A 14,141-nucleotide genomic window follows, 5' to 3' on the forward strand; every position below is an offset into this window, starting at 1 on the left:
CCTCAGGGCAGCTCGCGGCGATTCAGGAAGGCGGTCAGCACCCGGGTCAGGTGCGCCACATCCCTGGCGCCCGCGGTCTCGCGGATCGAGTGCATGGCCCACTGGGGCACGCCCACGTCCAGGGTCGGCACGCCGAGCTCGGTGGCGGTGATCGGACCAATGGTGCTGCCGCAGCCCATGTCGGCACGGGTCACGAAGGTCTGCACCGGCACCTCGGCCTCCTGGCACAGCGTGCGGAACAGCGCCGCGGTGGCGCTGTTGGTGGCGTAGCGCTGATTGGCGTTGACCTTGATCACCGGCCCCTCGTTGAGCGCCGGACCGTGAGCGGCGTCGTGCTTGTCGAGGAAGTTCGGGTGCAAGGCGTGGGCATTGTCGCAGGAGATCATCCGCGAGGCCTGAATCAGACGGATGAATTCTTCCTCGCTGCCGTCACCCAGCTGGGCACTGACCCGCCGCAGCACGTCGCCCAGGAAGGGCCCCTGGGCGCCGCAGGCGCTGGCGCTGCCCACTTCCTCGTGATCGTTGGCCACCAGCACCGCCCCCTGCGTCCCGTCTGAATCGAGGAGGGCCTCAAGGCCGATGAAGCACGACAGCAGGTTGTCGAGCCGCGCCGAGGCGATCAGCTCGCCTTCCACGCCGACCCGGGCCGGCGGCTGCATGTCGTGGAAGCCGAGCTCGAAGTCGACGATCTCCACATCGCCGAGGTCATGTTCGGCCGCCAGCCAGGTTCGCAGCAGACGATCCAGATCGGCCGACTCGCCGCCCTGAAGGAAGACCGGCGCCATCTGGGTCTGGGCATTGATCGCCCGGCCGCTGTTGGCCTCGCGGTCAAGGTGGATCGCCAGGCTCGGAATGATCGCCACGGCGCGATCGACGTTGAGCAGCACGCCTTCCAGGCGGCCGTCGGGATGACGCACGTGAACCCGGCCGGCGAGCCCCAGATCGCGGTCGTACCAGGGCGCCAGCAGCGCCCCGCCGTACACCTCGACGCCGAGCTGCAGCCAGCCGGCGGCGGTCTGCGGCGCATGAGGCTTGAGGCGCAGTCCGGGACTGTCGGTGTGGGCGCCGATCATGCGCAGCGCCGTGAGCGGTTCGCTCGGCAGCTGCAGGGCAATGATCGAGGATTCGTTGCGCGTCACGTAGACCCGCTCGCCGGGCGTCAGCTGCCAGGCCTGTGTCTCGTCGAGGCGCCGGAAGCCTTCGGCCTCGAGGCGCTCGGCCATGTTGGCCGTGGCGTGCCAGGGCGTGGGCGAACGGCGCAGGAAGTCGAGCAGTCGCTCGAGCGGGGCATCCTGGGGCATGGGACTCCTCTCGGTGTCGCATCTTGGGGGCATGGGACTCGACCGAGCTGCTACAATGGCGGTTCTGTCCGTGCAACTCGTGAGCCGAATCACGGTCTGGACGCTAGAGTGTACATGAATCCGGGAGTGCTTCATCGATGAGCCTGTTTGTGACCCTGGGTCGTGCCGCGGCCCTGGCCCTGCTGCTGGGCAGCGTCCCGGCCCAGGCGGCGATCACCGCCACCGACGCCCAGCGCGAGGCCGCCGTGGAGGTGGCCGAATCGCTGCGCTACGGCCACTACGCGGATATCCGCTTCGACGACGAGTGGTCGAAGCAGGCCTTCGAGCGCTATCTGGAACTGCTCGACGGCCAGCGGGCCTACCTGCTCGCCGATGACGTCGACGAGTTCGCGGACCTGTCGACCGCCATGGACGATGCCGTCCTCGACGGCGATCTCGACCGCCCCTACGCGCTCTACCAGCGCTACCACGAGCGCGCCGAAGCACGCCTGGAGTGGCTGCTCGAGCGCGTCGATGCAGGCCTCGACTTCGACTTCGACGGCAACCAGCGGATGGTCCTGGATCGCAAGGACGCCCCCTGGCCCCGCCGCACCGCATCGCTGGACGAGCTGTGGCAGAAGCGCCTGCAGAATGCCGCCCTGACGCTGTCGCTCAGCGACCAGAGCCCGGAAGAGGTCGAAGAAACCCTCCACGATCGCTACGAGAACCAGCTGAACCGCCTGCGCCAGGCCAACGCCGAGGACGTCTTCGGCCTGATGATGGCCGCCGTGACCGGCAGCATCGACCCGCACAGCGAGTACCTGTCGCCGCGCCAGAGCGAGTCCTTCGACATCCAGATGCGCCTGTCCCTGGAAGGCATCGGCGCCCTGCTCCAGGCCGATGGCGAGTACGTCAAGGTCGCGAGCCTGGTGCCCGGCGGCCCCGCCGAGAAAGCCGGCGTGCTCAAGCCCGCCGATCGCATCATCGGCGTCGGCCAGGAAGACGAGGAGGTGGTCAACGTGGTCGGCATGCGCCTCGACGACGTGGTCGACATGATCCGCGGCCCCAAGGGCTCGGTGGTGCGCCTCGACGTGGTGCCCGCCCAGGCCGTCGATACCACCCGTTCCAAGGTGGTCGAGATCACCCGCGACACCGTCAAGCTCGAGGACCAGGCCGCCCAGAGCGAGGTCATCGAGGTCGAGCGCGAGGACGGCATGCATCGCCTGGGCGTCATCGAGGTGCCGGCCTTCTACGTCGACTTCGATGCCTGGCAGGCCGGCGAGCCGGACTACCGCAGCACCACCCGCGACGTGGCCAAGGAAGTCGAACGGCTCAAGGACGAGAACGTGGAAGGCATCGTGCTCGACCTGCGCAACAACGGGGGCGGCGCCCTTCAGGAGGCCAACTCGCTGATCGGCCTGTTCATCGATCGCGGCCCCACCGTTCAGGTGCGCGACGCCCAGGGCCGCATCAGCCTCTACGGCGATACCGACAGCGGCACCCTCTACGACGGTCCGCTGGCGGTGCTGGTCAACCGGCTCTCGGCCTCGGCCTCGGAAATCTTCGCCGGCGCCATTCAGGATTACGGGCGCGGCCTGGTGGTCGGCGGCGACACCTTCGGCAAGGGCACCGTGCAGACCCTCGACGAACTCAACCACGGCCAGCTCAAGCTGACCCGCGCCAAGTTCTACCGCATCTCCGGCGAGAGCACCCAGCATCGCGGCGTCACGCCCGACATCAGCTTCCCGAGCCTGATCGACCCGGAGCTCATCGGCGAGAGCAGCCTCGACAACGCCCTGGCCTGGGATCAGGTGCGCAAGGTCCAGTACCGCCGCTACGGCCAGCCGGAGCGCTATCTGGAGACCCTTCGCCAACGGCATCAACAGCGTGCCGACCTGCACCCCAACTTCCACTACCTGGAGCGCGAGGCCGAGCTCGCCGAGCGGCTGCGCGAGCAGCACACCAGCGTCAGCCTCAATCGCGAACAGCGTCAGCGCGAGGCCGAGGCCCAGGAGGCCGAACAGCTGGCCCTGGAGAACCAGCGCCGTGAGGCCCTGGGCCTGGAGCCGCTGGAGGAGTGGACGGACGCCCGCGACGAGGATACCGAACAGGCCGAGCCGATCGATCGCGCCCAGGTGATGGAGAGCGCCGAGATCCTGCTCGACTACGCCCGTCTCGACCACGGCCTGCGGCTCGCCGACTACGGCGACTGAGCCCTTCCCACCCTCGCCACGCACGACGCCGGGCCCTGCGCCCGGCGTCGCCGTTTGGCACGGAACACATCACGCGAACGAAACGGACAGACACGACGAATGCCGGCAGGAGGCCGGTAGCATCACGATGACATCGGGAAAGACGTCAGAACGGGGAATTCAGGGAGTCAGCGGAGACGGCTGGATAACAAGCATTGGCTCCCCGAACAGGACTCGAACCTGTGACCCAATGATTAACAGTCATTTGCTCTACCAACTGAGCTATCGGGGAATGGCCTCGAGCACGGTGCGTAGTATACGGATCCGCTTGTGAACGTCAAGGGCCAAAACCGTCACTCGCCGCTCGCACCTCCGGAAAGCAAGACGCCCGCCGGGCGATGTGCCGGGCGGGCGTCTCATGCTGTCCTGGTGGCTACGCCCTGATTCGAACAGGGGACCCCATCATTATGAGTGATGTGCTCTAACCAGCTGAGCTACGTAGCCATTTTTCGTCTCGGAATGGATGCCCCCGACGACGGATGCAGATTATGCACGGCGGCCCGCCCCAAGGCAAGCCCGCCATGCGACAGGCAGCATCAGAGGGACAGCGCCTTCTCGACCGCCGGCAGCCCCGGCTCGCCGTCGGCGGTGGTCACGCCATCGAGCCAGCCCTCGAGCACGTCGGGATGCGCCTGGAGATAGTCCCGGGCGGCATCGCGCGGATCGGTGCCCTCGTCCATGATCTCGCCCATCAGCTGGTTCTCCATCTCCAGGGTGAAGGAGAGATTGTTCAGCAGTGCCCCGACGTTGGGGCAGGCCTCGGCGTAGCCGGCACGGGTATTGGTGTACACGGTGGCACCGCCCAGGTTGGGGCCGAAGTAGTCGTCGGCGCCTTCCAGATAGGCGATGTCGAAGTTGGTGTTCATGGGATGCGGCTCCCAGCCGAGGAACACCATCCACTGCTCGTTGGGCTCACGCGCACGCAGCTCGGCCAGCATGCCCGCCTCGCTGGAGTCCACCAGCCGCCAGTCGCCCAGGCCGAAGGCATCGTCGTCGATCATGTCCTGGATCAGCAGGTTGCCGTCGTTGCCGGCCTCGATGCCGTGCAGCGTGGCCTCGAAGCGGTCGGCGTGGTCGTTCAGGTCGGCCACCGAGGTGACGCCGGCGTCATGAACGTACTGAGGCACCGCCAGGGTGTACTTGGCCCCCTCCAGGTTGGCGCCCAAGCGGTCGACCTGGCCCCGCTCGACGTAGGGGTCGCTGATCGACGCCATGGACGGCATCCAGTTGCCGAGAAAGACATCGAAATCGCCGTTCTTCATGCCGGAATAGGCGATGGGCACCGAGACGGTATCGATCCGGGTATCGTAGCCGAGCGCCTCGATCACCTCGGTGGTCAGGGCCGTGGTCGCGGTGATGTCGGTCCAACCCACTTCGGCGAAGCGGACGGGCTGGCAGCCCTCTTCGGCGGCCATCAGCGGCGAGGCGGAAAGCGCCAGCGCGGTGGTGGCCAGGCCCATGGTCATCTTGTTCATTGCATCGCTCCCTTGCGTGGATCACGCGTATGATTCGAGGAAACATCGTGCCTGCCTATTTTTATTGATTGAACGTTCAATAAAAAAATGGCAAGCTGTCGCTATCTTAACCATGTCGGGTGGCATGGTAGCAAGATGCTCTCGGGAGAGGAGTCAACGCAGTGCCCAAGGTCGGAATGGAACCCATTCGTCGCCAGCAGCTGATCACGGCCACCATGGCGGCCATCGACGAAGTCGGCCTGGCCGACGCCACCGTGGCGCGCATCGCCCGCCATGCAGGCGTCTCGGCCGGCATCATCAGTCACTACTTCGGCGGCAAGGACGGCCTGCTCGAAGCGACCATGCGCCAGATCCTCAACGATCTGGGCGAGGCGGTATCACGCCGACGCAAGGCGCTGACCACCGATGCCCCGGAGGCCCACCTGGCGGCGATCATCGACGGCAACTTCGATCGCACCCAGGTCTCCGGCCCGGTGGCCAAGACCTGGCTGGCCTTCTGGGCCAGCAGCATGCATCGCCCTGCCCTGGCGCGGCTGCAGACGGTCAACGACCGGCGCCTGTACGCCAACCTCAGCCACGAGTTCCGGCGCCTGCTGCCCAAGGACAAGGCCCGCGACGCGGCCCGCGCCCTGGCCGCCATGATCGACGGCCTGTGGCTGCGCGGGGCTCTCGCCCCCGAGGGCCTGGACAGCGACCACGCCCGGCACCTGGCCCGCGACTACCTGGAGCAGCTGCTCAAGGCCCACGGCCTCGGCGCACCCTCTTCCGAATCCCTGTCACTCGAGTCCTGACTGGAGGCTTCCATGACCCACGCAATCGAATCCCTGTACATCGACGGCCGCCGGGTGGAGGCCTCCTCCGGCGAGACCTTCCCGGTCATCAACCCCTATGACGGCAGCATCCTGGCCGAGGTCCAGCAGGCCAGCGAGGCCGACGTGGACGCCGCCGTCGCCGCCGCCCGCCGCGGACAGCGCGACTGGGCCGCCATGAGCGGCATGGAGCGCGGCCGGGTGATGCAGCGCGCCGTGGCGCTGCTTCGCGAGCGCAACGACGAGATCGCCGAGCTGGAGAGCCGCAACACCGGCAAGCCGGTGAGCGAGACCCGCGAGGTCGACATCGTCACCGGCGCCGACGCGCTCGAGTACTACGCCGGCCTGGCCCCGGCCATCGAGGGCAGCCAGATCCCGCTGCGCGAGAGCTCATTCGTCTATACCCGTCGCGAGCCGCTGGGCGTGATCGGCAGCATCGGCGCCTGGAACTACCCGATCCAGATCGCCTGCTGGAAGTCCGCCCCGGCGCTGGCCGCCGGCAACGCCGTGGTCTTCAAGCCCAGCGAGGTCACCCCGCTGACCGCCATGGTGCTGGCCGAGATCTTCACCGAGGCCGGCCTGCCCGACGGCGTGTTCAACGTGGTCCACGGCGACGCCCGGGTCGGCCAGCTGATCACCGGCCACGGCGACATCGACAAGGTCTCCTTCACCGGCGAGGTGGGCACCGGCAAGAAGGTGATGTCCGCCTCCGCCGCGTCCAGCCTCAAGGACGTGACCATGGAGCTGGGCGGCAAGTCGCCGCTGATCGTGTTCGACGACGCCGACCTGGACCGCGCCGCCGACGCCGCCATGATGGCCAACTTCTACTCCAGCGGGCAGGTCTGCACCAACGGCACCCGGGTGTTCGTGGCCAGCGCCGTCAAGGAGGCCTTCGAGGGCAAGATCGCCGAGCGCGTGGCCCGTATCAAGGCCGGCGACCCGCAGGACCCGACGGTGAACTTCGGCCCGCTGGTGAGCTTCGAGCACCAGGAGAAGGTGCTGTCCTACATCGCGCTGGGCAAGCAGGAAGGCGCCCGCGTCCTGGCCGGCGGCGAGGCCTGGAGCCAGGGCGACTGGGCGAAGGGTGCCTGGGCCGCGCCCACGGTGTTCACCGACTGCCACGACGAGATGCGCATCGTCCGCGAGGAGATCTTCGGCCCGGTGATGTCGATCCTCGCCTTCGACGACGAGGAAGAAGTGATCCGCCGCGCCAACGACACCGACTACGGCCTGGCCGCCGGCGTGTTCACCGAGGGACTGAACCGCGCCCATCGGGTCATCCATCGACTGGAAGCCGGCATCTGCTGGGTGAACACCTGGGGCGACTCCCCCGCCGAGATGCCGGTGGGTGGCTACAAGCAGTCCGGCGTCGGCCGCGAGAACGGCGTCGAGACCCTGGCCCACTACACCCAGACCAAGTCGGTGCAGGTCGAGATGGGCGCCTTCGAATCGGTGTTCTAAGGCCTGCTCTGGACCGCCGAGCGAGATGAGCTGATTCGGCGACGAGCCCCGGAATGCCGGGCCATCGCGAGGGCGCTGTGAACCCATCCATGGGCGCGACTTTTGCCGTCCATGGTCAAAAGACCCTCGCTACGCCTCATCCCCGACGCTCATCTCGCCGGTGCCGCTGCACGACCGCTTTCTCAGGCGCGCCCTCTCTACACGCGCCTGGCCTGATCGGCGAGACCCGACGCCTCGCCACGAGACCCTTTTGACTGTTTCAGGGAGGCTCCATGTCGCAGTCCCGTGAGTTCGATTACGTCATCATCGGCGCCGGCTCGGCCGGCAACGTCCTGGCCACCCGCCTGACCGAGGACCCGGGCGTCAGCGTGCTGCTGCTCGAGGCCGGCGGCAAGGACCACCGCTTCGACTTCCGCACCCAGATGCCGGCGGCGCTGGCCTATCCGCTGCAGGGCAAGCGCTACAACTGGGCCTTCGAGACCGACCCCGAACCGCACATGGACGGCCGACGCATGGAGTGCGGCCGCGGCAAGGGCCTGGGCGGCTCCTCGCTGATCAACGGCATGTGCTACATCCGCGGCAACGCCCTGGACTACGACAACTGGGCCAAACGCGCCGGCCTGGAGGACTGGACCTACGCCGACTGCCTGCCCTACTTCCGCAAGGCCGAGACCCGCGACATCGGTCCCGACGACTACCACGGCGGCGACGGCCCGGTCAGCGTGACCACGCCGAAGGACGGCAACAACCCGCTGTATCATGCCTTCATCGAGGCGGGCCAGCAGGCCGGCTATCCGGCCACCGAGGACGTCAACGGCTATCAGCAGGAAGGCTTCGGCCCCATGGACCGCTTCGTCACGCCGAACGGGCGCCGCGCCTCCACCGCCCGGGGCTACCTCGATCTGGCCAAGCCGCGCCCCAACCTGACCATCGAGACCCGCGCCACCACCGACGTCATCACCTTCGACGGCAAGCGCGCCACCGGCGTGCGCTACGAGCGCGGCGGCCAGTCCCAGCAGGTCAAGGCGCGTCGCGAGGTGCTGCTGTGCGCCGGCGCCATCGCCTCGCCGCAGATCCTGCAGCGCTCCGGCATCGGCCCGCAGGACCTGCTCGATGAACTCGGCATCACCCCGGTGCAGGTCAACGAGAACGTCGGCCAGCACCTCCAGGACCACCTGGAGATGTACATCCAGTACGAGTGCAAGAAGCCAATTTCGCTGTATCCGGCGCTGAAGTGGTACAACCAGCCGAAGATCGGCGCCGAGTGGATGCTGTTCGGCACCGGCGTGGGCGCCAGCAACCAGTTCGAGGCCGCCGGCTTCATCCGCACCCGCGACGAGGAGGAATGGCCGAACCTGCAGTACCACTTCCTGCCGATCGCCATCAGCTACAACGGCAAGAGCGCGGTGCAGGCCCACGGCTTTCAGGCCCACGTCGGCTCCATGCGCTCGGAGAGCGAGGGCCGGGTGCGATTGACCTCTCTCGACCCCAAGGCCGCGCCCTCGATCCTGTTCAACTACATGTCCACCGAGAAGGACTGGCAGGAGTTCCGCGACGCCATCCGCCTGACCCGCGAGATCATCGAGCAGCCGGCCATGGACGAATACCGCGGCCGCGAGATCTCCCCGGGGCCGGACGTGCAGACCGATGCCGAACTCGATGCCTTCGTCCGCGAACACGCCGAGACCGCCTACCACCCCTGCGGCAGCTGCCGCATGGGCGACGGCGACGACGCGGTGGTCGACGGCGCCGGCCGGGTGCACGGCGTGGAGGCGCTGCGCGTGGTCGACGCCTCGCTGTTCCCGGTCATTCCCACCGGCAACCTCAACGCGCCGACGATCATGCTGGCCGAGAAGATGGCCGACAAGATCCGCGGCCGCGAGGCCCTGCCGAAGAGCGACGCGCCCTACTACGTGGCCAACGGCGCCCCCGCCCAGCAGGAGCCACAGCGCCGCACGGCCTGATCGCGCCACCGACAGCACCGAGACGCCCCGCCTTCGAGCGGGGCGTCTTGCATTGGCAATCACAAAGAATAGGGCAGGTCCGGTGCTGGCCATCCTTGGCCAGCCCGTTCGGCGACATGCTCCTCCCCCATGGCGAAGGAACGCCTCGTCGGCTTGCCTCCGTAGCCCTGGATCGAACGAGTACTGCGTTGGTCGATAGGGTATTGGCTGCGAGGCATCTGATGGGCTAGGCTGAATACATTCAAACAAGTGTTTAAATATCACGGAGCCGTCCACCATGCTGACCCTGATCCTGCTGCTGCTGGCCGTTGCCGGCCTGCTCATCGTGATGCGCCGGGAGGCCGGCGCCCTGCCCGCCCTCGGCGTCACCGGCCTGCTCGGCCTCGTCGGCCTGGCCACCGGCGCCACGGTGATCGGCGTGCTGCTGCTGGTCGCCACCGCGGCGATCGCCGCCTGCGGCCTGCCGGCGCTACGCCGCCGCTGGCTGACGCCGAAGCTGTTCGCCATGTTCAAGCGCGTCGCGCCGAAGGTCTCGGCCACCGAGCGCACCGCCCTGGAGGCCGGCAGCGTGGCCTGGGACGGCGAGCTGTTCACCGGCCGCCCCGACTGGCAGCGGCTGCTCGACTATCGCGACGACGGCCTGTCCGACTCGGAACGCGCCTTCCTCGATCACCAGTGCGGCGTGGCCGCCGGCATGTGCAACGACTGGGACATCGCCCGCGAGCGCGCCGACCTGCCCCAGGAGCTGTGGGACTACCTCAAGCGCGAGCGCTTCTTCGGCATGATCATCCCGCAGGAATACGGCGGCCTCGGCTTCTCCGCCAAGGCCCAGTCGATGGTGCTGCAGAAACTCTCGGTCAACGAGACGCTGATGGTCACCGTCGGCGTACCCAACTCCCTCGGCCCGGGCGAGCTGCTGCTCAAGTACGGCACCGAGGAGCAGAAGAATCACTACCTGCCGCGGCTGGCCGACGGTCGCGAGATCCCCTGCTTCGGCCTGACCGGCCCCCGCGCCGGCAGTGATGCCACCTCGCTGCCCGACGTCGGCACCGTGGTGCGCCGCGAGATCGACGGCGAGACGGTGCTGGGCCTGGAGCTGACCTTCGAGAAGCGCTGGATCACCCTGGCGCCGATCGCCAGCGTGGTCGGCCTGGCCTTCCGCCTGTTCGATCCCGACCACCTGCTCGGCGAGGAGGAAGACCGCGGCATCACCCTGGCGCTGGTGCCGCGCGATACCGAAGGCATGCAGATCGGCCGCCGCCACCATCCCATCGGCAGTCCCTTCCTCAACGGCCCGATCAAGGGCGAGAACGTCTTCGTGCCGCTGTCCACCATCATCGGCGGCGAGGCCATGATCGGCCAGGGCTGGCGCATGCTGGTCGAGTGCCTGTCGGTGGGCCGCTGCATCACCCTGCCCTCCGGCGCCACCGGCACCGCGCGCTACGCCCTGGGCTGGAGCGGCGGCTTCGCCCGCATCCGCCGCCAGTTCAACGTCCCGGTGGCCGAGATGGAGGGCGTCCAGGAGCCGCTGGCCCGCATGGCGGCGCTCGGCTACATCGCCCAGGCCGCGGTCTACCAGACCGCCAACACCATCGACCACGGCGAGAAGCCGGCGGTGCCCTCGGCGATCCTCAAGAGCCAGCTCACCGAGTTCCAGCGCGTGATCCTGGCCGACGCCATGGACATCCACGGCGGCAAGGCGGTGACCCTCGGGCCGCGCAACTACCTCGGCATCGGCTACAGCGCCAACCCGGTGGCGATCACCGTCGAGGGCGCCAACATCATGACCCGCAACCTGATGATCTTCGGCCAGGGGGCGATCCGCTGCCATCCCTACGTGCTGGAGGAACTGGCCGCCAAGGACGCCGACGACGTCAAGGCCTTCGATACGGCCTTCTTCGGCCATGCCGGCCTTATCCTCGGCAACGCCGCCCGCGCCCTGACCCAGGGCCTTGGCATCGGCCAGCCGGACTCGCCCTTCGACGACGTCGCCGCCCCCTACGCCAAGGAGATCGCACGGCTCTCCGCCGGCTTCTCGCTGACCGCCGATGCCGCCATGGCGAGCCTCGGCTCGAAGCTCAAGCAGCGCGAAATGCTCTCCGCGCGCCTCGGCGACGTGCTGTCCAACCTCTATCTGGCCAGCCTGATGCTCAAGCAGTGGCACGAGGGCGAGAAGGTCGAGCAGGAAGATGCCCTGCTCCACTACGCCGCCCGCTTCCTGCTGGGCCGCGCCGAGCAGGCCTTCGATGAGCTGTTCGACAACCTGCCGAACCGCGCCCTGGGCCGCATGCTGCGCATCGTGGTGATGCCCCGCGGCCGCCGCTGGGCGCGCCCGACCGACGACCTGACGCGCACCATCGCCCAGGCCGTGACCCGCGACAGCATCCTGCGCCAGCGCCTGCTGACCAACACCTGGGACGCCGACGACGGTCCCCAGGACAACCCGCTGGCCCGCTACAACGCCCTGCTGGCCACCCAGGAGCGCGCCGAGGCGCTGTATCGCACCGTCGGCAAGGCCCACGCCAAGGGCGAGATCCCGGCCGAGGCGCTGCATCCCGAGCAGCAGGTCGATGCCGCCCTCGCCGCCGGCCTGATCAGCGAGGACGATGCCACCTTCATGCGCCAGCGCGAGGCCGAGGTGCTGGACATGCTCACCGTCGACGACTTCGACTACGACGCCTTCGTCACCGACAAGAGCAAGGTGCTGCGCCACCATCCGGCCTGACGCCCTCTCGCTCGCCCACGACCACGCCCCGGCATCCGCCGGGGCGTCTTTTTTGATTCATCGCACTTTGCCTTGCCTGCCGGTTTCTGTGGGCATCGGGGCAGGTCACCGAGAGGGCGCTGTGAATACCTCCCTGTACGCTACCGATGCCATCCATGGCATCGGACCCTCTCTTTGACCTTCCCCTCGCGCCTGCCCATGGCCACCAACAACACGCGTCAGGAAGGAGTAAGCGGCCAGATGATCAGGATCAACGGGATCGCCACCGCCATCACGGCCAGCGACAGCGGCAGGCCCAGCCGCCAGTAGTCGCCGAAGCGATAGCCGCCGGGGCCCATCACCAGGGTGTTGGACTGATGCCCGATCGGCGTCAGGAAGGCGCAGGAGGCGCTGACCGCCACCGCCATCAGGAAGGGGTCCACCGAGGCCTCGAAGCCTTCGGCCAGGCTCGCCGCGATGGGCGCCATCAGCAGCGCCGCCGCGGCGTTGTTGATCACGTTGGAGAGCAGCAGGCCGAGCGCGAACAGCCCCGCCAGCGTCATCGCCACCGGCCAGTCGCCGCCCAGCGCCAGCAGCGTCTCGGCGATGAGCGCCGCCCCGCCGCTGGTCTCCAGCGCCTGGCCCACCGGGATCATCGCGCCGAGCAACACGATCACCGGCCCGTCGATGGCCTGATAGGCCTCGCGCAGGCTCAGCACACCGGCCAGCAGCGAGGCCAGGGCGGCGCCGCTCAGCGCCACCGCGGCGGGCAGCCAGTCGAACAGCATCGCCACGATCGCCGCGGCGAAGATCGCCACCGACAGCGCCAGCCGACGCGGCTGGCCCAGGGCCAGGTCGCGGCTGGCAAGAGGCAGGCAGCCCAGGGTCGTCAGGCTCTCGCCGATTTCCTCCTCGCCACCCTGCAGCAGCAGCACGTCGCCGGCGCGGAAGCGGATGTCCCGCAGCCGCTGCCTGAGCCGGCCGCCGTCACGGGCCACCGCCACCAGATGCAGGCCGAACTGGTTGAGCAGGCGCAGCTGGCCGACCGTGCGGCCCTGCATCAGCGAGTCGTTGCGTACCACCGCCTCCACCAGCTGCAGGCCCTCGGTGTCGGTCGTGGCCTTGTCATGCGTCTTGCTCTTGCCACCCTTTCCGTCCTCGCCGTTCCCTCCTTCCTCGCCTTCCCTGTCGGCTCGACCGCTCTCCTCGGCGTCTTCGGCCTCCCGCTCCGCTTCGGCGCCCACCGCCAGTCCGGCCTTGTCCTCGAGCAGCGCCATTTCCTCGGGGCCGGCCTCCACCAGCAGGATGTCATGTTCACGCAGCGCGCCGAGGAAGGTATGGCCGGGATGGCGCCGCTCGTCGCGCACCACCGCCAGCACCGGGATCGGCTCTTCGACGGCCTGGTGAAGGTCGCGCAGCGACCAGCCCACCGCCTTGCCGTCCTCCGGCACGCGCAGCTCGACCAGGTAGTGGGCGGTGTCGAACATCGCGTCCATCGACGCCTGGCCGGCCCGCTGGGGCACCAGGTAGCGGCCGGCCAGCACGATCACGACGAGACCCGCCAGCGCCACGCTGGCGCCGACGGGGAAGAAGTCGAACATGCCGAAGCCCTCGCCGGTCAGCGAGCGACGATAGGCGGAAATGATGATGTTGGGCGGCGTGCCGATCAGGGTGGTCAGCCCGCCGAGCAGCGAGCCGAAGGCCAGCGGCATCAGCAGCAGCGACGGCGGGGTATCGTGCTCTCGTGCCAGACGCAGCGCCACCGGCAGCATCAGCGCCAGGGCGCCGACGTTGTTCATGATGCCGGAGAGCACCAGCACGGTGCCGGACAGCACCAGGGTCTGCAGCATGATCCGGTCGCCGACGCGCAGCGCCTGCTCGGCGATCAGGTCGACCAGCCCCGAGCGTTCGAAGCCGCGGCTGAGTACCAGCACCGCGGCCACGGTGATCACCGCCGGATGGCCGAAGCCGGCGAAGGCGCCCTCGGCGGGCACCAGGCCCAGCCCCACCGCCGCCAGCAGCGCCGCCAGCGCCACCAGGTCGTAGCGGAAGCGGCCCCAGACGAAGGCCGCCAGGGTCGCGCCAAGCAGGAGAAAGACCTGGGTGCTGTCGGCCATGACGGCTCACCTCCCTGTGCTGGAACAGGCGCGTCGAGGCTCGCAACGCGCTGTCTTCAGCATCGTCGCTAACGCGTGC

General features: G+C 68.5%; 8 protein-coding genes and 2 tRNA genes. 5 read left to right on the forward strand and 5 right to left on the reverse strand.

Annotation, left to right across the window (positions count from 1 at the left end; translation table 11 throughout):
• Positions 1-2: 2 nt before the first annotated feature.
• Entirely contained in the window at positions 3-1,301 is a 1,299-nt protein-coding gene (locus tag CVH10_RS12330; protein WP_106488835.1) for a M18 family aminopeptidase, read from the reverse strand.
• Between the two features lie 137 nt (positions 1,302-1,438).
• Between CVH10_RS12330 and CVH10_RS12335 the strand changes: the two genes are divergently transcribed.
• Positions 1,439-3,493 (forward strand): carboxy terminal-processing peptidase, encoded by a 2,055-nt coding sequence (locus tag CVH10_RS12335; RefSeq protein ID WP_035597076.1) that lies wholly within the window; start codon positions 1,439-1,441, stop codon positions 3,491-3,493.
• Between the two features lie 195 nt (positions 3,494-3,688).
• Here the strand turns inward: CVH10_RS12335 and CVH10_RS12340 are convergent.
• From CVH10_RS12340 to CVH10_RS12350, 3 genes are all read right to left on the reverse strand, one after another.
• Positions 3,689-3,764, reverse strand: a tRNA-Asn gene (locus CVH10_RS12340).
• A 135-nt stretch (positions 3,765-3,899) separates the two neighbouring features.
• Positions 3,900-3,976, reverse strand: a tRNA-Met gene (locus tag CVH10_RS12345).
• Between the two features lie 92 nt (positions 3,977-4,068).
• Entirely contained in the window at positions 4,069-5,007 is a 939-nt protein-coding gene (locus CVH10_RS12350) for a choline ABC transporter substrate-binding protein (protein ID WP_106488836.1), read from the reverse strand.
• 161 nt (positions 5,008-5,168) lie between these two features.
• On the opposite strand from CVH10_RS12350, the gene betI reads away from it, so the two are divergent.
• From betI to CVH10_RS12370, 4 genes are all read left to right on the forward strand, one after another.
• Entirely contained in the window at positions 5,169-5,798 is a 630-nt protein-coding gene (gene betI, locus CVH10_RS12355) for a transcriptional regulator BetI (protein WP_181244406.1), read from the forward strand.
• A gap of 12 nt (positions 5,799-5,810) precedes the next feature.
• The gene (gene betB, locus CVH10_RS12360) at positions 5,811-7,277 is read left to right on the forward strand and encodes a betaine-aldehyde dehydrogenase (RefSeq protein ID WP_106488837.1); all 1,467 of its coding nucleotides are present in this window, start codon (positions 5,811-5,813) and stop codon (positions 7,275-7,277) included.
• A 272-nt stretch (positions 7,278-7,549) separates the two neighbouring features.
• On the forward strand, positions 7,550-9,241 hold the full coding sequence (betA, locus tag CVH10_RS12365) for a choline dehydrogenase (RefSeq protein WP_106488838.1): 1,692 nt from the start codon (positions 7,550-7,552) through the stop codon (positions 9,239-9,241).
• Positions 9,242-9,518: 277 nt separating this feature from the next.
• Positions 9,519-11,966, forward strand: a complete 2,448-nt coding sequence (locus CVH10_RS12370) for an acyl-CoA dehydrogenase (protein ID WP_106488839.1) — start codon at positions 9,519-9,521, stop codon at positions 11,964-11,966.
• 218 nt (positions 11,967-12,184) lie between these two features.
• Here the strand turns inward: CVH10_RS12370 and CVH10_RS12375 are convergent, their stop codons facing one another.
• The gene (locus CVH10_RS12375; protein WP_106488840.1) at positions 12,185-14,062 is read right to left on the reverse strand and encodes an SLC13 family permease; all 1,878 of its coding nucleotides are present in this window, start codon (positions 14,060-14,062) and stop codon (positions 12,185-12,187) included.
• Between the last annotated feature and the right edge of the window lie 79 nt (positions 14,063-14,141).

It is taken from the genome of Halomonas sp. ND22Bw, assembly GCF_003011945.1.
GTDB lineage: Bacteria > Pseudomonadota > Gammaproteobacteria > Pseudomonadales > Halomonadaceae > Halomonas > Halomonas halophila.

What these genes read in the sequence shown, in the direction of transcription:
- CVH10_RS12330 (WP_106488835.1), bottom strand. Translation starts at nt 1,301, where the DNA reads ATGCCCCAGGATGCCCCGCTCGAGCGACTGCTCGACTTCCTGCGCCGT.
- CVH10_RS12335 (WP_035597076.1), top strand. Translation starts at nt 1,439, where the DNA reads ATGAGCCTGTTTGTGACCCTGGGTCGTGCCGCGGCCCTGGCCCTGCTG.
- CVH10_RS12350 (WP_106488836.1), bottom strand. Translation starts at nt 5,007, where the DNA reads ATGAACAAGATGACCATGGGCCTGGCCACCACCGCGCTGGCGCTTTCC.
- betB (WP_106488837.1), top strand. Translation starts at nt 5,811, where the DNA reads ATGACCCACGCAATCGAATCCCTGTACATCGACGGCCGCCGGGTGGAG.
- betA (WP_106488838.1), top strand. Translation starts at nt 7,550, where the DNA reads ATGTCGCAGTCCCGTGAGTTCGATTACGTCATCATCGGCGCCGGCTCG.
- CVH10_RS12370 (WP_106488839.1), top strand. Translation starts at nt 9,519, where the DNA reads ATGCTGACCCTGATCCTGCTGCTGCTGGCCGTTGCCGGCCTGCTCATC.
- CVH10_RS12375 (WP_106488840.1), bottom strand. Translation starts at nt 14,062, where the DNA reads ATGGCCGACAGCACCCAGGTCTTTCTCCTGCTTGGCGCGACCCTGGCG.